Source organism: Microbacterium sp. NPDC055442, from assembly GCF_053644215.1.
This window is the reverse complement of the sequence record NZ_JBSHLF010000007.1, coordinates 17,690-35,883: the sequence shown is the minus strand read 5'-3', so window position 1 is coordinate 35,883 and position 18,194 is coordinate 17,690. Positions and strand designations below refer to the sequence as shown.

The 18,194-nt window shown below is 63.5% G+C and carries 16 protein-coding genes; 6 read left to right on the top strand and 10 right to left on the bottom strand.

Going from position 1 to position 18,194, the window contains the following annotated elements:
- Nucleotides 1-633: 633 nt before the first annotated feature.
- The 3 genes from ACWIBS_RS14435 to ACWIBS_RS14425 are packed head-to-tail and all read left to right on the top strand — an operon-like array spanning nt 634 to nt 3,195.
- Nucleotides 634-1,290 carry a hypothetical protein gene (locus tag ACWIBS_RS14435; protein WP_376127421.1) on the top strand — a complete coding sequence of 219 codons (657 nt, stop codon included), beginning with the start codon at nt 634-636 and terminating at the stop codon, nt 1,288-1,290.
- A 40-nt stretch (nt 1,291-1,330) separates the two neighbouring features.
- On the top strand, nt 1,331-2,350 hold the full coding sequence (locus tag ACWIBS_RS14430; protein ID WP_376127471.1) for an NADPH:quinone reductase: 1,020 nt from the start codon (nt 1,331-1,333) through the stop codon (nt 2,348-2,350).
- Nucleotides 2,347-3,195, top strand: coding sequence for a zf-HC2 domain-containing protein (locus ACWIBS_RS14425; protein ID WP_454137040.1), 849 nt, complete (start codon nt 2,347-2,349; stop codon nt 3,193-3,195). The genes ACWIBS_RS14430 and ACWIBS_RS14425 overlap by 4 nt, the downstream gene beginning before the upstream one ends.
- 209 nt (nt 3,196-3,404) lie before the next feature.
- On the opposite strand, the gene ACWIBS_RS14420 is transcribed toward ACWIBS_RS14425, so the two are convergent.
- The 7 genes from ACWIBS_RS14420 to ACWIBS_RS14390 form a co-directional block, all read right to left on the bottom strand.
- Nucleotides 3,405-4,642 (bottom strand): IS3 family transposase gene (locus ACWIBS_RS14420; protein WP_282838261.1). Its coding sequence is split into 2 segments (ribosomal slippage): nt 3,405-4,357 and nt 4,357-4,642, totalling 1,239 coding nucleotides; the frame shifts between segments, so codons are not numbered across the junction.
- A gap of 454 nt (nt 4,643-5,096) precedes the next feature.
- Nucleotides 5,097-6,329: a bifunctional alpha/beta hydrolase/OsmC family protein gene (locus ACWIBS_RS14415; protein ID WP_282837942.1), complete on the bottom strand. Its 1,233-nt coding sequence runs from the start codon at nt 6,327-6,329 to the stop codon at nt 5,097-5,099.
- Nucleotides 6,330-6,539: 210 nt separating this feature from the next.
- Nucleotides 6,540-6,968, bottom strand: a complete 429-nt coding sequence (locus ACWIBS_RS14410; RefSeq protein ID WP_282837943.1) for a Rid family hydrolase — start codon at nt 6,966-6,968, stop codon at nt 6,540-6,542.
- A 199-nt stretch (nt 6,969-7,167) separates the two neighbouring features.
- Complete coding sequence (gene cysS / locus ACWIBS_RS14405) at nt 7,168-8,574, bottom strand: cysteine--tRNA ligase (RefSeq protein ID WP_282837944.1); 1,407 nt, start codon at nt 8,572-8,574, stop codon at nt 7,168-7,170.
- A gap of 39 nt (nt 8,575-8,613) precedes the next feature.
- Nucleotides 8,614-8,871: a DUF6510 family protein gene (locus ACWIBS_RS14400; protein ID WP_282837945.1), complete on the bottom strand. Its 258-nt coding sequence runs from the start codon at nt 8,869-8,871 to the stop codon at nt 8,614-8,616.
- Complete coding sequence (locus tag ACWIBS_RS14395; RefSeq protein WP_345947492.1) at nt 8,868-9,602, bottom strand: FAD-binding oxidoreductase; 735 nt, start codon at nt 9,600-9,602, stop codon at nt 8,868-8,870. The genes ACWIBS_RS14400 and ACWIBS_RS14395 overlap by 4 nt, the downstream gene beginning before the upstream one ends.
- Nucleotides 9,599-10,192, bottom strand: coding sequence for a molybdopterin-dependent oxidoreductase (locus ACWIBS_RS14390; RefSeq protein WP_282837946.1), 594 nt, complete (start codon nt 10,190-10,192; stop codon nt 9,599-9,601). The genes ACWIBS_RS14395 and ACWIBS_RS14390 overlap by 4 nt, the downstream gene beginning before the upstream one ends.
- Before the next feature lie 553 nt (nt 10,193-10,745).
- On the opposite strand from ACWIBS_RS14390, the gene ACWIBS_RS14385 reads away from it, so the two are divergent.
- Both ACWIBS_RS14385 and ACWIBS_RS14380 read left to right on the top strand, forming a co-directional pair.
- Nucleotides 10,746-11,276, top strand: coding sequence for a TetR/AcrR family transcriptional regulator (locus tag ACWIBS_RS14385; protein ID WP_282837947.1), 531 nt, complete (start codon nt 10,746-10,748; stop codon nt 11,274-11,276).
- A 132-nt stretch (nt 11,277-11,408) separates the two neighbouring features.
- Nucleotides 11,409-12,440: an IS110 family RNA-guided transposase gene (locus ACWIBS_RS14380; RefSeq protein ID WP_376127427.1), complete on the top strand. Its 1,032-nt coding sequence runs from the start codon at nt 11,409-11,411 to the stop codon at nt 12,438-12,440.
- Between the two features lie 814 nt (nt 12,441-13,254).
- Here the strand turns inward: ACWIBS_RS14380 and ACWIBS_RS14375 are convergent.
- Nucleotides 13,255-13,953, bottom strand: a complete 699-nt coding sequence (locus ACWIBS_RS14375; protein WP_282837949.1) for an RraA family protein — start codon at nt 13,951-13,953, stop codon at nt 13,255-13,257.
- A 297-nt stretch (nt 13,954-14,250) separates the two neighbouring features.
- A complete protein-coding gene (locus tag ACWIBS_RS14370; protein ID WP_282837950.1) occupies nt 14,251-14,811 on the bottom strand; it encodes a nucleoside/nucleotide kinase family protein in 561 nt (186 codons plus the stop codon).
- A 339-nt stretch (nt 14,812-15,150) separates the two neighbouring features.
- Between ACWIBS_RS14370 and argS the strand changes: the two genes are divergently transcribed.
- On the top strand, nt 15,151-16,818 hold the full coding sequence (gene argS, locus ACWIBS_RS14365) for an arginine--tRNA ligase (protein WP_376127429.1): 1,668 nt from the start codon (nt 15,151-15,153) through the stop codon (nt 16,816-16,818).
- Between the two features lie 319 nt (nt 16,819-17,137).
- On the opposite strand, the gene ACWIBS_RS14360 is transcribed toward argS, so the two are convergent.
- Nucleotides 17,138-18,148: an aldo/keto reductase gene (locus ACWIBS_RS14360; RefSeq protein WP_376127431.1), complete on the bottom strand. Its 1,011-nt coding sequence runs from the start codon at nt 18,146-18,148 to the stop codon at nt 17,138-17,140.
- Nucleotides 18,149-18,194 lie beyond the last annotated feature (46 nt).

The window sequence follows — 18,194 nt, the reverse complement described above, 5'->3', positions numbered from 1 at the left end:
CCGCGCCATCGGGACAAGGATGTGTGGCTTCGCTACGTGAGGCCTGCGATTGGGGCCTTCGCCTTCACACTCGTGCTGACCCTTGCTGGCTGCGCCTCGTCGCCTGATCCTCCACTCACGGACTCAGTAAACGCAGTGGTAGGGGTCACGGACGCGGACATGTGCGCTGCCATCGGCGACGTTGTCGCGATCACGTTCAACGCTGACTCGGCAGCGCAGGAGGGTCGCCTGACTGTGCAGGAGCAGCGGAGCTGGAATCGGCTCGCGACACGTGCACTCGATCGAGTGGCTACCTCCGGCCAGGGTGCGGTAAGTGAGGCGGTCGCCGACCTCCAGGCCGCAGTTCCGCCGATTGCAGCGGGTTCCGCGGCCACGGCGCGAATCGAGTCGGAAGCCGCCTACCGTGCAGTCCTCGGATCCTGCGCGAGCGCGGGATCCGAGGTCGAGACCTGGAGCTTCACCGGAGTTGGTCAGATTGTCTGCGTGCGGGGGTGGTGCCTCAGGAGTTAAGAAAGGAGGCGATGCGGTCGAGATTCGATCGCGGATCGTTCAACTATGGCAAGGCGAGTCTGCGTGGAGCACCGTACTTCATGGGATGCAAACGGAAACCCTCCCTGGTTACCGAGAAACCCTATGATCCGCACCACACTGAGCCTTGAGGGTCGCTCACACACGATGGCCAGCGGGCGACTGCCAAAACAAACTCAGATTGTGAGAGGTCCGACGATGCGCATCAACTTGAATGAATTTCTGCTGGGCGTTGCGGGAGTCTCGTCGACGCTCCTCGGCACCTTCATTGTCGGGGTGTTCTTCTACATCGACACCGACATGCACCGTGTTGTGATGGCGTCAGACGCGGCCGATCGATACCTCCGTTCCAACGTGCGCTGGGTCTTCCTTGTCTACGCCCTACCGCTTTTCGCCTCCTTAGCTCTCGCGGTCTTCGACCCGGTCTGGGGCGCCGCTATATTCATCCTCTTGAGCGCGATTCTGATCGTCTGCACCGGGGACACGGTGCGACGGATGCTCGTGCGTGGTGGATCGGGTGACTCGACTGCCACGGTGATCAATCAATGGGTGTCTACAGCAGCCGTTGTTGTCCTGGTCGCGCTTCCTTGGGTCATCGGAGGATGGGTGCCTCCGGCGACCGCATTCATCCCGTCCATCCTCCTCGCCCTCGCCGCCGGCTTCACAAGCACTCTCGGTCTGATCATGGGCCAATTCGATGCGACCGCAGCAATGGCCGATCTGAGCCTTGCGGACGACGAACCGGATTCTGCTCAGCGGTAGGCGAGATTCACTATTCACTTCAACAGTTAGGGATACCACTATGAAATCAATCAGCTACAACCGGCCCGGCGCATCCTCAGTACTGACCCTCGACGAGGTCCAGGCCGCTGATCCGGGCCCAGGAGAAGTCCGCGTGCGGATCGTCGTGTCCGGCGTTAACCCCACGGATTGGAAGGCACGCGCCGGCAGCTCGTCGAGCAGCTTCGAGCGACGAGTGCCGAATCAAGACGGTGCGGGTATCGTCGACGCGCTCGGCAGCGGAGTGTCTGGGCTGTCGGTGGGCGACCGCGTCTGGGTGTGGGATGCCGCATACGAGCGAACCGCGGGTACCGCCCAGGAACTCGCTGTCGTGCCCGTCCGGCAGGTCGTTCCGTTGCCGTCCAACGCTTCCTTCGACGTGGGCGCATCGCTCGGCATCCCGGCGTTAACCGCGCACCGCACCCTCACCGCCAACGAACACGGCCCCGCGCGGCTCGCTCCCGGTGCACTCGGCGGCCAGGTCATCCTCGTGACCGGCGGCGCCGGCGCCGTGGGGCACGCAGCCATACAGCTCGCGCGCTGGGCAGGGGCAACGGTCATCACCACGGTCAGCGGCCCCGAGAAAGCGGAACTCGCCCGAGCGGCCGGCGCCCACCACGTCATCAACTACCGCAACGAGGATGTAGCCGCCGCCGTACTCTCCATCGCGGAAGAGGGCGTCGACACCATCGTCGACGTGAACGTGCAGGCCAACGGTGCCACAGACTTGGCGGTGCTGAAGTTCGGCGGAACGATCGCCATCTACGCCTCGGACTCGTCCGCGCCGCTCGCCGTTCCCATCGGTAGCGCAATGCGTCGAAACGCTCGATACCAGTTCGTGCTCACTTACACCGTGACCGAGGACCAGAAGACCAACGCGGTCACCGCCGTCACCTCCGCTCTTGCTGACGGTGCACTGCCCGTCGGCGCCGAGCACGGGCTTCCCCTCACCAGGTTCGACCTCGCTGACACCGCGGCAGCTCACGATGCCGTTGAGGCGGACACCGTCGGCAAAGTGCTCATCGACGTCACCGACGCATGAGCGCCTCGAGTCGAATGATGGCTACATTGACATGCGCCCGGGTCGTATCGATGGCCTCGGACTATCTCGACGGCGTACTCGAGCCGCAGGAGCGCTCAGAGGTTGACGCACACCTGGAAGGCTGCGACGCGTGCCCGCGGCACCTCGCCCAACTTCGGACCACCATCAGGATCCTGGGCGAACGGCCAGATGTCGTCGTGCCCGACGAACTACGGAATGTACTCGCCGCCGCTTCCGCAACCGCATCTTTGGCCGACGTGGCGGCTCAGGCTGCCATGGACCACACCGGATACCTGCTCGGACTCGCTCGGGCCTTCCGGCCCGAGAGCGCGCAAGATGCCGTCCAGTCTGCCTGGCTGCGCGCTCTTCGCGAGGGTTCGGAGGCGTTCACCCGCGAACGACTCACCGAGCTGCTTCTGGTCGAGGACGACGGTGACCCCGAGGTGCGGTCATGGGATGATCACGACGGCGGCGCAGACGCCATCGTCGACCAGCTGGACGCGGACGCGGATGAAGCCGAGTTGTTTTACCCCGCGTTCTATGGCGAGGGCCCCGACGCTGGCGCGTGGATCGACCAGCCCAACGCGTGGCCCGGACACAACGAAATCCTGGGGCCGCAAGCGGATCTTTCGACCACGGAGTTGTACGGCGTCGTCGACGATGCCTTCGACGACCTTAGCTCTCTGCAAGCTACGGCGGTCAACCTGGTGGATTTTGAAGGTGAAACGAGCGAGCGCGCGGCGACGATCCTCGGCGTCGCGGTCGGCGATCTCCGCCGTGCGCTGAACGAGGCCCGCCATCATCTTCGTGGTTCTCTGGACGGCTATTTCGTCACCAGCAGCTGAGCAAGCACTGGGATCCGGCGTGGCTGCGCTCCCTCTCGAGCGAGCTTGTCGCGCGGCCGTTCCGGCGTCCTCTTTCGCATGCTCGAGCGGGCTTTTCGGGGTGCCGGCAGACGTCGTCGATGGTCGCAGCTCGATCAATTCACTCTCGGTCATGTGTTTCGACCACAGTCACCAATTACGCTCAGTGTGAATCGGCCTGACTTTCGTTCCTATCGGGAGCCTTGTCTGGCGGGGGCCGGTTGGGCTGATTCTTGGTCAGCGTAGTACGCCTGCTCGACCTCGAGTGGGGTGCGCATGTCGAGCTCGCCGTGGAGGCGGGAGTTGTTCCACCACCACACCCATTCGAGGGTCGCGAGCTCGACCTGCTCGACGGTCCGCCAGGGACCGCGTTGGCGGATCAGCTCGGTCTTGTAGAGGTTGTTGACCGCCTCTGCCATCGCGTTGTCGAAGCTGTCGCCGACCGTCCCGGTCGAGGGAACAGCGCCGAGTTCGACGATCCTGTCGGTGTAGACCATCGCCATGTAGTTCGAGCCGTGGTCCGAGTGGTGCGTCAGCCCGGTGAGGTCATCGCCGGCGTCCCACGCCGCCATATCCAGCGCCTGCATCGGCAGAATCTCCGCCCGAAGCGTGGCCGCGACGTTCCAACCCACGATGCGACGTGAGTAGACGTCGGTGACGAACGCGACGTAAGCGAACCCGGACCACGTCGCGACATAGGTCACGTCGCAGACCCAGAGCCGGCGGGGACCGTCGGCGGTGAATCGGCGGTTGACGAGATCCGTCGGACGCTGCAGGGCGGGATCAGACTTCGTCGTGAACACTCGCTTGGACTTGCGCACCCCGCGAACACCGGCGAGACGCATCAGCCGTTCGGTCTGGTCGCGCCCGATGTCCCACCCCTGTCGTCGCATCAGCGCGTGCATCTTCCGGCGCCCATAGACCCCGTAGTTCTCTGCGTGCAGCCGGACGATCTCGGGCACTAGCAGGTCATCCTGCAGCTGCCTGGCGGATGGAGTGCGGTTCACCGCAGCGCGGTAGCCGCGTGACGTGAGGAATCCTCTCACTGCCGGTCGGAGGACCTGGCAGATGAGCTCGACCCCGAAACGATCCCGGTGTTCGTTGATGAACCGGATCATCTCGTCGAGGGGTGGTCGAGCTCCTTCGCGAAAAAGATGCTCGCAGCCTTGAGGATCTCGTTCGCTTTCCGTAACTCCGAGACCTCCTTCTGCAGACGCTTGATCTCCGCGGCCGCCTCGGTCGTTACGCCGGGCTTCACGCCGGCGTCTACCTCGTAGCGGCGTTGCCACAATCGCAACGTCTCCGGGCTCATCCCTAGCAATCCGGCCACGTGCCGGACGGCGCTCATCATCGTCGGGTGCGACGGCCGCGTCTCCGCGAGCATCCGCAGCGCCCGCTCACGCATCTCCGGCGAATACTTCCTGTTCATCGTGTTCCATCCTTACTTGAAGAACGGAACGAAAGTCAGGCCGATTCACCCCGCAGATAGCCAATACCTTGTCGAGTTGCACAACGCGGGTCTCGAGGGCAGCGGCAGGTAACGCTCGGTGCGCGATCTGACGGTCCGCGTGCCGGCGGGAGCCGTCGGGTCGGTGAAACGAGCAAGCGTGCAGCGGTGACCCTCGGCATCGATGTCGGGACCTCTCAGCCGTGCGCTGGACGCGGCCCGCGAGCACTTAGATGATTCCTCGACGGCTATCTGATCACCGCTAGCTGAACACGCACTTGAGCCCGGCGTTGCTGCGCTCCTTTTCGAGGTCTAGCGTGCGGGCGAGCTGATTGCGGCATTCCGGCGTACTCGTTCGCATGCTCGTGCTCGGTAAGGGTCTACGGCGGCAAAGCTCATGAAGCTGACACCCTCGTCGTCGCCCTCAGGTTGGCGTCTATCCGAGCCGGGTTGATACGACGAGTCCGGCGTGAAGCGTGCGATGCACCGGGCACTTGTCGGCGATCACCAGGAGAGCGGACCGCTGATCGTCAGTCAGGTTGCCCGTCAGAGTGATCGTGCGGTCGATGTGCTCAAGCTGCGCGGTGGTCTCGTCGCAGGTTTCGCAGTCGTTTGGGTGGGAGCGCGCGTGGGAGAGCTCAACCTCCACGTGCTCGAGCGGCCACTTCTTGCGATTCGCGTAGATCCGTAGGGTCATCGAGGTGCATGTTCCCAGGGCGGCGAGAAGAAGCTCGTAGGGATTCGGGCCTGCGTCAGTGCCGCGCGGGAAGGGTTCATCGGCGACGGACAGGTGTTGGGCCGTGGTGACCGTCTGGACGAAGCCGTCGGCTGATCGTTCAGAGACGCGCACGTGCCCCGGGGCGAGGTCTGGCCCACGACCGATGGCCTCGGCCGGTGGGTCGGTGAGGGCGTAGCGGCTCGCCCAGTGACCGATGATGGCAGCGACGTAGGTAGCGTCCTGCTTGTGGGAGAGCAGATGGTTGGCACCGTCGATCGCGATGAACGACTTGGGGTGTCGCGCCGCGTCGAAGATTATGCGTGCGTTGTCGATGCCGACGGTCTCATCCACCGGTGAGTGCAGCACGAGCAGCGCCGCGCCGAGGCTCGCGATCCGCTCCTGCTGGGGCTGCATCTCGATGTCGCGCAGGAACTGTGTCTGGATACGGAACGGTCGGCCGCCGAGATTCACCTCTGCGACTCCGTCGCGCTCGATTGTGGAGAGGTCATCGCCGATCAACCGCACGATGTGTTCCGTCTCTGCGGGAGCGCCGATCGTCACCACAGCCGCCGTTTCGGGGATACTCCCCGCAGCGGCGAGCACGGCTGAGCCGCCGAGCGAGTGACCGATCAGAATGCGGGGCGCGTCGTAGTTCTCGCGCAGATAGTCCGCAGCGGCGATCAGGTCTCCGATGTTTGAGCTGAAGTTCGAGTTCTCGAAGTCACCGCCGGACTGGCCGAGGCCGGTGAAGTCGAAGCGCAACACTGCGATCCCTGAGCTGGTGAGTGCGCGAGAGATGCGACTTGCGGCGACGGAGTCCTTATTGCAGGTGAAGCAGTGGGCGAAGAGGGCGTACCCGCGCGGCTCGCCGAGCGGCAGTTCGAGTCGGGCGGCAAGTGAGTCACCCTGCGAGCCTGAGAATTCAATGCGTTCGGTCGCGGCGGGATTCATGTGAGATCTCACCGGTACTCGGGGTGGGAGCCGTAGTGCTCGTCAGCATCCCTCTGCCGGCGAAGGTCGCCCAAACCGCCGCAGCCGCGTGCTTCCTTAAGTGGTCGAGCCATGAGTATCAAATCCCTCGTCCTTTGGGTTGTGTTGCGGTGTGTGAGGTCGTTCTTGGGCCGATGTCGACCATCCTTTTGATGCGATGCCACGTTGCCGCTAAGCGACGATCGCGGTGACGCGGATTTCAACCCTCATCCCGGCCAGTCCGAGTGCTGTCACGCCGGTCTGGGTCCAGATCGGAGCACGTTGCCCTGTCCAGCGCCGGAGCTGTGCCACCATCACGTCATTGTGTGCGTGACCGATCGCGTCTGTCTCGGTTGGCACGTGGTAGGAGTTCACATGAACGACGTCCCGCCAGCTCGCGCCGGCCGTCGCCAGAGTGCGCTCGACGTTCTCGAACGCACGTACGATCTCCGCCTCCAGCGATTCAGGGAGCACCCAGTGGTCGTCCCAGCCGCCTTGGCCGGAGGTCTCGATTCGATTTCCGATCCGCAACGCTTGCGAGTAGTGAAGGTGCTCACGTGCCCATTCCCCATATCCAGGGGTCGCAAAGAACTCGGGCGTGGACTTCGGTGCGTGTTCCATGGGACTCCTCAGTGGATGTGGACTTGAAAGTGTGTCCCAGGCGCAGATGCACCTGAGGTCTAGATCAGTTCGGGGTTGATGCCGCTTCAGTCGGACCAAGCCATGGGGTCCTCTTCTCCCGTCAGAGGAGGAACTCCGACTCCCGGATGTCACCAGGACACGCTCGCCCACGCTGACTGCCGGAGGATTGTTGATGTGCTTACGGGGGAGTCGTCATGGTCCTCCAGGTGCTGGTTGAGGGGGTGTCTTCGAGGACTATTCCGGCGCGTGCGAGATCGTCGCGAATGCGGTCAGCTGAGGCGTAGTCGCCTGCCGCTCGTGCCTGCTCGCGACGGGCCACCAGGACATCGAGGAGGTCCGCAAGCGTGTCACGGTTGTCATGCTTCGTCGGACGGGTCTTGTCATCAAGGTGCATGCCGAGCGCCGTGAGCATTGCCGATACTGCTCGATACTCCGCGGATGCGATGGCTCTCTCGCCGCGATCGAGTGCCATGTTTCCGGTGCGGACATGCTCGTGAAGGACGGCTAGAGCCGCTGGCACGTTCAGGTCATCATCCAAGGCATCAGCGAATTGGCGAGGAAGGGCATCGACTGTGTGTGCTGCGGCGACAGCTTGTTGCTGATGCCGCTTCAGGAAGGTCAAAACTCGAGCGAAGGCCGCTTGGGCGTCGGCGAGAGCGTGCGGGTGATAGTCGAGCGTCGACCGGTAGTGAGCACTCAGCAGGTAGTAGCGCAGGGAGTCCGGGCCGACAGTTTGGAGGAGCTCGTCAGCGGAGACCCAGTTGCTGAGCGACTTGGCCATTTTCTGCCCGCCGACGGTGACCAAGCCGTTGTGGACCCAGTTCCGGGCGAATGCGTCGCCGGCAGCCGCCGATTGGGCGAGCTCGTTTTCGTGGTGTGGGAACCGAAGGTCAAGACCGCCACCGTGGATATCAAAAACGGGCCCGAGATAACGGTGCGACATGGCCGAGCACTGGATGTGCCAACCAGGTCGGCCAGCCCCCCATGGGGAGGGCCATGAGGCCGACGCCGGTTCGTTGGGCTTCGTTCCCTTCCAGAGAGCAAAATCTCGTGCATCGCGCTTCGCGGCGCTGGGGGCCTCATCGGAATCGGGGATGCTATCCGGCTTCTGCCTCGTCAGCGCACCGTAGTCGCCCCAGCTGCTGACGTCGAAGTAGACGTCTCCAGATGCGTCGCTAGCAGCGTAGGCGTGACCGCGCTGTATCAGCCTCTCGATGAATGCTTGCGTGTCAATGATGTGGCCCGAGGTGCGCGGCTCATACGTGGGCGCCAGGATTCGCATCGACGCGTACAGCCGCGTGAATTCTGTTTCGACACGGTATGCGCGGGCCCACCATGGTTCGTCTTCGGTGGCCAAGGCGAGGACTTTGTCATCGATGTCCGTCACGTTTCGTACGAGGGTGACGGTGTATCCGCGGTGGGTGAGCCAGCGGTTCAAGAGATCGTAGGTGAGGGCACTTCGCAGGTGCCCGATATGTGGCGCGGACTGAACCGTGGGCCCGCAGAGGTAGATGCTGACCTTTCCTGGTTGGACGGGGATGAATGCGCGCACTGCGCGGGTGCGACTGTCGTAGATATGGAACATCTGTGCTCGCACCCTTTCTGATCTCTTCCGTGCACGCGGTCACGACCGCGGGGCTGCCACGAACGATAGGCCAGTGGGGCTGAAGAGGGTCTCGTGGGGCTTGTTCACGATCACGGCGAGCGTCGACTGGCAGTGTGCACACCGCATCACTGACCCCATGGCGGTGATGAACACGTGTGCCACGGCGAGCTCGAAGATGCGTTGACAGTGGCGACACCGTGCAATGGCCGCAGTCATTTCGACGCCGAATACGTCAGCAAGCACTCCCGCAAGAGCGTTTCCGTCTACGTAACTCATCCGATTCCTCCAAATCGTTCCGTGCGGATTCTTGCGGGGTCGTGGCCAAGCTGAACAAGCCAACCAGCAACCGCCTCGACGAACGGCGTGGGCCCACAGACGAAGATCCGCGGTGCTGCTGAGGAAGGGAAAGTGAGGGCACCAAGCGATTCCCTTGTTAGCCGTCCCGCCGGGCGGTCGGCCCCGGGAGGTGGCTCCCTGGTGTGTACGAGGTCCACGGTGGTCCTCGCGAATGCGGCGATCTCCTCGGAGAAGAACACGTCCTGAGGTGTGCGGACGGAGTACAGCAAGCGAAAAGCGACGCTGTCTGCCTCCAGCTCCCGAGCGACCGCCATCGCGAACAGCGGGACTATACCCGACCCTCCCGCTATGAGCTGCACGGGTGTTAGATCGGGTGTCGAAGGATCCCATACGAAGTAGCGGCCAAGTGGGCCGTGCACCTCTACTTCTTCACCCTTGCTGAGATGGTGGACGAGAAAGGGCGATACCTCGCCGCCATCAACCTCTTCGACAGCCAAGACCACTCGCGTCGTCTCGCCAGAGCTGGCGACGGAATACGACCTCGCAGCCTGGTAGCCATCAGGGGCGGTGAGACGGATATCCAGGTGCGCACCGGGGTGATTACCAGGCCAAGTAGGTACATCGAGTTCAATACGCACCGCCGATCTTGTCTCGCGGCGAATGTCCACTACTCGCCCGATGTGCCATTTCGCACGGGTCAGTAGCGTCACGAGTAGCGCTCCTCCAACCAGGGATCGCCTCGGAGGTGATATCCGTTCTGCTCCCAGAAACCGGGCTCATCAAGCGACATCATTCGCATCCCGCGGACCCACTTGGCGCTCTTCCAGAAGTAGAGATGGGGTACGAGAAGACGCGCCGGTCCACCGTGCTCTGGCGTAAGCGGTTCCCCCTCTGCTTCCGTGGCGATCCAGGCCTGCCCATCGAGCAGGTCCTCGACTGCAAGGTTGGTGGTGTAGCCGCCATAGCTCTGCACCATCACGTAGTCGTGCAGCGACTCCACGTTCTCGAAAATCTTGTCAAGCGACACCCCGCGCCACGCCATGTCCAACTTGGACCAGTGCGTGACGCAATGAATGTCGGTGACGATCTCCTCCACGCCGAGCTCGTGGAGTGCGTTCCAATCCCAGCTGTGCTCGGCGCCCGTCTCTGTCCTGATCGTGAAAGACCACTGGTCATCCCCGATCTCGGGCGTTGGACCTGCCGTGAGCACCGGCCAGTCATCGGCCAATGTTTGTCCCGGAGGCAACCGTGGGTCGCTAGAGGCGTGTCGGCGACCGAAACCGCTGTTAATGACTGACATGGGACTCCTTCACTCGGGACTGCCACGTTCAATCCGAGCAGCATCACAGCGAACGGGTCCACGCGATCGAGCTCGGCAAGATGAAGCTGGCACCATCCAATGGCTTACGCAAGACGCGTACGATAACGCGCCCAAACGCAGTTACCAGGTGCCGTTCAGGGATGTGAAGACGGATGCTCCACTCCGATCGTGAGGCGAACACTTCGTCCTGGATTGTTCGATCATCATACGCCGGTCATGTAGGACCAACAGGTCCATTTTTACAACTGGGTGCCACGTGACCGGGAAGCTGAGGACGGAGCGAAAACTCCGGCAAACGCTGGTCTGCTGGCCCCCTTGTGTGGGATCAACAGCGCCCGCTCATCCAGTAGGCTTTTCGCAGACGAGGACCCGAGGGTCCAAACGAAGAACTAAGTAGACCAGTGGGATTGAAATGAAGCCGCACGACGACACGCGATAGCGCCGGCCAACTCATTCGGCGCGCCTCGATCCACGCACCTCCACACACGAAGCCTCCCGGATTCAAAGCCTGGGGGAGGGCTAACCTGGGGGTGTGACTACTAGCAGCGCCGACGCGAGTGTGCGCCGTTTGACGTCGCGTGGGAAGGCCACGAAGCTGCGCATCGTCGAGGTCGCTGATCAACTGATGTACGAGCGGGGCGTTTCGGCTACCACGCTTGCTGATGTTCGGATTGCTAGTGGGACGTCCAAGTCCCAGCTTTATCAACATTTCGCCAGCAAGGCCGCACTAGTGGGGGAAGTCATCGAGGTTCGGGCCGAGAAGGTGCTTGCGCAGCAGCGTCGTCGGCTGGAGAAGGTTGACTCCATTCGCGGGCTCGAGCTTTGGCGTGATGAGCTCGTGGAGCGCAACGCGATCCGTGATGGGGCGTTCGGGTGTCCCCTTGGGTCAATGGCTAACGAGATCGCCGACCAAGACGATGAGGGCCGACGCAGGATCGCCGCGCACTTCGATGAGTGGCTTCAGCTACTGACCGCCGCGCTTGACAGGCTGAAAAGTCATGGAGTGATCAGCGCGGACGCTGATTCGCGGGCGCTAGACGATATGGGTCTTCGGTCCTCTTGAGGCTGGGGCCTCGATTCGCGTAAGCGTGGGTTACCAGTCCGGTGGGGACTGGTCTATCCGACAGGCGAATGGAGGCCCCAGTTGATTACTCAGCGTACGAGCGTCGGACTGGATGTGCACGCACGGAGTGTGGTGGCGGCGGCGATCGATGAGCAGACCGGCGAGGTCCTCCGGCGACGATTCGGGTATGACCCCGCCGAGGTCGTCGCCTGGGTGCGGTCTTTGCCGCAGCCCGCGGCGGTGACGTACGAGGCCGGTCCGACAGGTTTCGCGTTGGCGCGACTGTTCGCGGTGTCGGGGATCTCGTGTCTTGTCGCGGCGCCGTCGAAGCTTCAGCGACCGTCAGGGGATCGAGTCAAAACGGACGCGCGGGATGCGTTGCATCTGGCCAGGCTGTTGCGGTTGGACGAGATCGTCGCGGTCCGGGTGCCGACGATCGAGCAGGAGACCGCACGGGATCTTGTCCGCACGCGGGAAGACAACCGGGCCGCGCTGATGGCGGCGCGGCATCGGCTGTCGAAGCTGCTGTTGCGGCACGGGATCCTCTACGACGGCAAGTCTGCGTGGACGGGCGCGCACGATGCCTGGCTGCGACGGCACCGCTTCGAGCATCCGGGCCTGCAGGCCGCGTTCGACGCGGACTACGAGACCGTGCAGCAGATCGGTGCCCGCAAGGACCGCCTCGACAAGCTGATCGAGGAGCTGGCGGAGACCAGTCAGTACGCGGCCACGGTGCGCCGGCTCGGCTGCCTGCGGGGTGTCTCGACGCTGACCGGGTTCGCGTTGGCCGTCGAGATCGGCGACTGGGACAGGTTCACCGGATCGACCATCGGTGCGTTCCTCGGGCTGGTGCCCTCAGAGTTCTCCTCAGGCCAGTCCAGGGTTCAGGGATCGATCACGAAGACCGGCAACACGCACGCCAGGCGCCTGCTGGTCGAATCAGCCTGGCATCACCGCAAGCCGTACCGACCCGGCGCGGTCATGCAAGCGCGGTGGGCTCAAGCTTCGGGGATGGCCGTCGCGCGGGGCGACGCCGGCAACCACCGCCTTCACCACAAGTGGCAGCAGTTCACCACCCGCAAGAAGCGTCCCGTGATCGCGAACGTCGCTGTCGCCCGCGAGCTCGCGGGCTGGTGCTGGTCCCTGGCCGTCATGCCCGACTGACAGCCCCCGACCGGTCGACGGCGCCGCGGACAACGGTGACGGCAACGCGAGGAGCGACCCGCGATTTAGCTATGAGCAGCCTGCCCACGGCGGGCGACGCTCGATCCTAGACAAGCGGTTCCGCTCCAGCCGAACAGCCCGTCCTGCGGTAACCAACCCGCGCATATCAGTCTGACCACGCGTCGCCACGACACGCTCGTCAACCGAGACCACGACGCCGTCGACCCCACGAAAGAGCGCCCGGAGCTCGATCACTCCGGGCGCTCTTTCCCCTGCCACTTGACAGGAACCAGTCACATATCAGCTAACGGCCTCCTCGCTGCAGTGCAGGGAGGGTACTTGCTGGCAAAAACTTTCCGTGATGTGCAGCCCATGCGAGTGGCGCTGGACATGGCAATCGCGCAAGTTCGGATGTTTTCAACCTAGTCCGACCCCTCGTCTGGTCATTTGGCCTCCCCGCTGTAGACCGTGCGCGCGACCGAAGTTAATTATGCGGGCGTCCATTCGCGCAGGAACGCCAGCACCTTCGCATCTGGCATCTCGCATGATCGAAGAACGTCGTCTCGACGGGTGCGATACACGTTCGCGCTGATGAGGTCCTGTCCGCCCAGCTCCGCCGCAGTGACACTAATACTTCGACCTCCAACCCGAGTCGTCCGGGACAAGCCGTAGGCGCGCCCTCGATAGCTGGCACGTGTCCAGCCCTCAGGAATTCTCTCCACCAAATCTGCCAGACGCGGGGACCCGAGGCTTGCTGATGTGCCACCGTCGTGGACGGATGGGATCTCCTGAGGGCTCGATTCGCTGTCACCCATCACCGCTCGTCTCCGGCAGCGGCAGTCATGCCCTTTCGGGCGATGTCGATACGGTGAGATGCATCCTCGCGTCGAATCTGATGAGCAGTTTCAAGCACGTTGTCGATGTCCGCTTCCGGGATGAACACGGCTCCAGACGAGTCGCAGAATACGTACTGGTGCGGGTATGCGCCGACGCCGCCGATGACTACCGGCACGTTCGATTGGAAGGGGGTCACGTCGCCACCGCCCCACGCGACCGCTTCGCCTGAACACCACGCCGCGTACGGTTCGTTGACCAGCTCGTCAAAATCACGCAGGCGCCCGTCGGTTAGCACCCCCGCCAGGCCTGCGGTGGTGACGCGTGACAGCTTTGTTCCGCCAGCGAGCGACGTCGACGTGTACCCGTTACTCGCCATGACGAGAACCGTGTGCGCGGGATCGCTTCCTCCGCCGTGCACGGCCTCGTGAAATAGTCGGTCAAAGTTGAAATCGTCCGGATTCAGTCTTGATCTGCATGCGGGGAAGAATGAGATCGTCACAACTCTGCCAAAGAGCGTGCGACTCGGTACTGGACTTACAAGGCCGGTGAGGTGCGCCCGGTGACGGTGCTTCCGGCCGACGGCGTCCGTCACGTCAGCACAGCTCAATCCCGCAGCCAACTCCGCTCGTCGGATGTCGACATTCTGGTCGCGGGCGTCAACTGCATTGTCCTCCACGGCAACACTCTTCTCAGGCGACCCGCGACGGAGGTGATGACGTTAACGCTCCAGCTTCAGACTTTGCCGGACCGCTGAGATCACACGCAGTCCATCCGTGACAGCGGCATCGCACATTGTCGGGCGCCAGTCCTCGATCATCGCGTGAGGCGCCGCCGCCCGGACGAACGTGCTGGACGGCGCACGTTGGCTTGTCGCGGCTGAGTGGGTGTGGGGAAGTCGTCGTAACGGCTGTTTTCACCTTTTCTGAGGCTCGCTGCCCGCGTGAGAGGGCCGGATGGGCCGGATGCTGCAAGGTCAGCACGAGTCAGCCCATACTCGAGCGGGCGCATCAGTCTTCGTGACATCGAAGATGGCGTCTGCGGCGGCCCTGGGTGCACTGTCCCGGCTGTAGCGAATCTGTGCTTCGAGTGATTCGTCGCTGAGACGGGTGTCGCCCTCTAGCCACACCCCGAAATGCCAAACTCCCCGCAGTTCTGGTCGCAGGAGGAATCGGCCGTCGACGATCAGCACCGCGTCGCTAGGAATCACCGTCTCTGAGGTATCTGTGGACAGGTCGCCGTCACGGAAATGCGAGACGATGTCGCGCAGCCGACTGTAGTCGTCGTCGGCGAGATAGCCCTCATGCCGAGGAAACGAGAGATTACACCCTTGCGCGGGATCGGAGGTCGCCGTACTTGTCGACCGGACAACTACCCGCGACCTGGCTCTGATCGCCTCCGCCAGCGAGAGAGCAAACCCACCGGATACTTGTGCATCAACTCCGTCGATCGCGATGAGAACGCGCCCCCGTGGGTGGTGCTGGATGATCTCGCCGACGAGATCATCAAAGATGGTTGCACTTTCGGCCGTTGTCATGAGGGTCAGTATCCGGCACGCACAGTTGCTGTCGCAACGGCTATTGGCCCAGCAGGACCAGTTTAGCGATGTAGCTTCAGCGCGCCCCGCGTCAAGATGAGCCTTGGCCCGTAGGCCGGTGTCCGGCAGCACGCCTCCGATGGCAGCGTATGTTGGTCCTGTTGGGCCAGTTCTGGGGATGGTGTTATCCAAACTCCTGGAACCTTCTCATCCCAGAAATGGACCGAGAAGTTGCTTCACCGGCCCATCCCACCGCGATTCTCGTGTCCGGGCTGCAACTAATGGACTTTCCCAGGGTGCCGGAGGGCAACATGACGGCGACCATAGACTGGCCCGGTCATGAATCCTGACGCTCTCGCCGAAGCCCTGCTCGCCGTGATCATTCCGCTTGCGGAGGCACGGCGCTCCGGATCGACAGAGAATCTAAGCGTCGCTGACCTCCTGCTGGGCCGGCCGAAGAACCGCGACCACGGTGACTGGGCCTCCAACGCTGCGCTCAAGCTCGGCAAAACGGTCGGAGCGAATCCGCGGGAGTTCGCGGCCGAGATCGCAGAGGCCCTGACGGCGACTCCCGGTGTCGCGACCGTCGAAGTGGCCGGCCCCGGCTTCATCAACATACGACTGGAGACCGCGGCAGCTGGGTCGGTGGCGCGGGTGATCGTCGAGGCCGGCGCGGCCTTCGGCACCAACGACTCGCAGCGTGGCAACTCGATCAACGTCGAGTTCGTCAGCGCGAATCCGACCGGTCCGTTGCATATCGGCCACACCCGCTGGGCGGCGCTCGGTGACTGCATCGCGCGACTGCTTCGTGCCAGCGGTGCGACGGTCGTCCGGGAGTTTTACATCAACGACGCTGGTGTGCAGATGGATCGTTTCGGCCGCTCGGTGATCGCGGCGGCGAAGGGCGAGCCCGCACCGGAAGGCGGCTATTCCGGGGCGTACGTTGACGAGTTGGCGCGGCGGGTCATCGCGGCGCGGCCCGACTTGCTCGGCTTCGACGACGCTGAGCAGATGACCACTGCGCGTGATCTCGCGTACGGCTTCCAGCTCGCCGAGCTGCAGGCCTCACTCGCAGCCTTCCATGTGGCCTTCGACGTCTGGTTCTCCGAGCGAGACCTGCACGCGGCCGGCACCGGCGGGGCTCCCAGCCTCGTCGAACAGGCGGTGGGCCGATTGCGGGCGCAGGGCCACGTCTTCGATGCTGATGATGCGGTGTGGGTGCGCACCACCGAGTTCGGCGATGACAAGGACCGAGTGATCCGTCGATCCAATGGCGAGTACACGTACTTCGCTGCTGACGCCGCGTACTACCTCAATAAGGGCGACCGCGGCTTTGCGCACAAGATCTATCTCCTCGGAGCTGATCATCACGGCTACGTTCATCGGCTAAAGGCACTCGCCGGTGCCGCCGGGGACGACCCGGAGAAGGACATCGAGGTGCTGATCGGCCAGCTGGTGTCGGTCAATGGTGCAAGGCTCTCCAAGCGCGCCGGGAACATTATTGAGATGGACGACCTTCGTGAGTGGCTTGGGACCGATGCATTGCGATACTCGCTGGCACGCTACCCGGCCGACTCGCCGCTCACGCTTGACCCCGAGTTGCTGCGCAAGCGGACGAACGACAACCCCGTCTTTTACGTGCAGTATGCGCACGCCCGTACGCATAACGTCGGACGTAACGCGGCCGCATCAGGTGTCGACCGCTCGGAGTTCGCGCCCGAACTGCTCGACCACCAGACGGAGGCCGCACTTCTGGGCGCCCTGCAGGAGTTCCCGCGCATCGTCGGCTTTGCTGCGGAGTTGCGCGAGCCGCACCGCGTCGCGCGCTATCTGGAGGAGCTGGCCGGACTGTACCACCGCTGGTACGACATGTGCCGCGTGATCCCACTCGGCGACGGACCCATCGAAGCCGTGCACCGAACGCGGTTGTGGCTGAATGACGCGAGCGGTCAGGTTCTGCGCAACGGACTCGACCTTCTCGGCGTCGACGCGCCTGAACGGATGTAGCGCGAAGGACCACGACGGCCGCCGAGGCGGAGGCCGGGCATCACTGCATGCGGGACGATCACGATTTCCGACGCCGGGACTTCGATCGCGTGTGTGGCGGTAACTGGCGGCGACATCACGGCCGATGAGCTTCGCGACTGATTCGGCCGACTGGCCGATCTCGTCGCCGAGGACTCGCCGCGGGGCCGACGCTGAGACAGCTGACGTTCTCGGGGGGATTAGGTCGTCGCGGACCTCGACGAGAACTGCACGACTATCACCGATCCCGTGGGGGAGGGGACGGCTGCCCGAAGGCCCAGCACATGAGGGCTCAGGCCGGTCAACTCCACGTGCGTGCGGCTCGCTCCGCCCAATATCTGTCCGTGGGGATCAACAGTCGGTCGAGTTCTGCGGCGTCCATGATCAACGGTTGGGCACTCGTATTGCTTATCAATTGAGTGGGGGTTACCGCACCGCTGAGGATGATGTGAGCCCAGCTTTGCGCGAGGGCCACGCCGATTGCGAGCGCGTCGCTGGTGGTGCCAGCCGCAGCCGCGAGGCGGTCCACCTCGGGTGTCCCACCTGGCGCGAGGCGACCGTTGGCCATGGCTTCCTTCACGATGACCGTCCACCCGTGGTCGGCAGCGGTCTCGAGAGATCGCTGTGCCGATCGTTCGAGCAGGTTCCATGTGGTCTGCACAGCGGAAAACGGCGATGATGGAAGGCTCAGCGCTGTGTCGATGGCCTGTGCTTGATACGGGCCGCTGGTGGTGAGCCCGACTTGCGTGCCCTCGTCCGTCACAGCTCTCAGCCGCGCGAGCAGAGCGGGATCGCTGAGCGCCGGGCTGTCAGGAGTTACGGAGTGGACCAGATAGAAATTTGGAGTGCTCCCAAGGGCGGCACGGCTCTGGGGCCACTGCTTCTCGAGCATCTCAAGACTGTGTTCTTTGCGTTCGTGGACTGTCGCTTTGGGGTCCCATCCGGCAACGTACTCGTACCCCCATTTTGAGCTGACCAAGAGTTGACCGCGGCGAGTCGGGTGCAAGGTGAGCCATGCTCCCAGGAAGTCTTCCGCGTGCCCGTACGAGGGGGCGCCGTCAAGGAACCGGATGCCGAGTCGCCACGCAGCATCCAACACCTCGAACGTCCGGGCACGCATGGCGTCGACGCTTCGGTCGCCAGGAGCGCCGAAGGCATCGGTTCTGCCCGCCGTGAGGTAGACCGGTCGTCCGAGAGCCGCGAGTCCAAGCCCAATCCTGCCTATCTCCTGGCTGTGATCTGCCTCGCTCTTCGCGTGTGCGCGAGGTTCTTCGCGGCCGGCATGGTCAGCGACTTCGTTGTGCGCGGTCATGTTCTCCTCCGTTTCGTGCCTCACGACGCTGAGCTCCAACACAGCT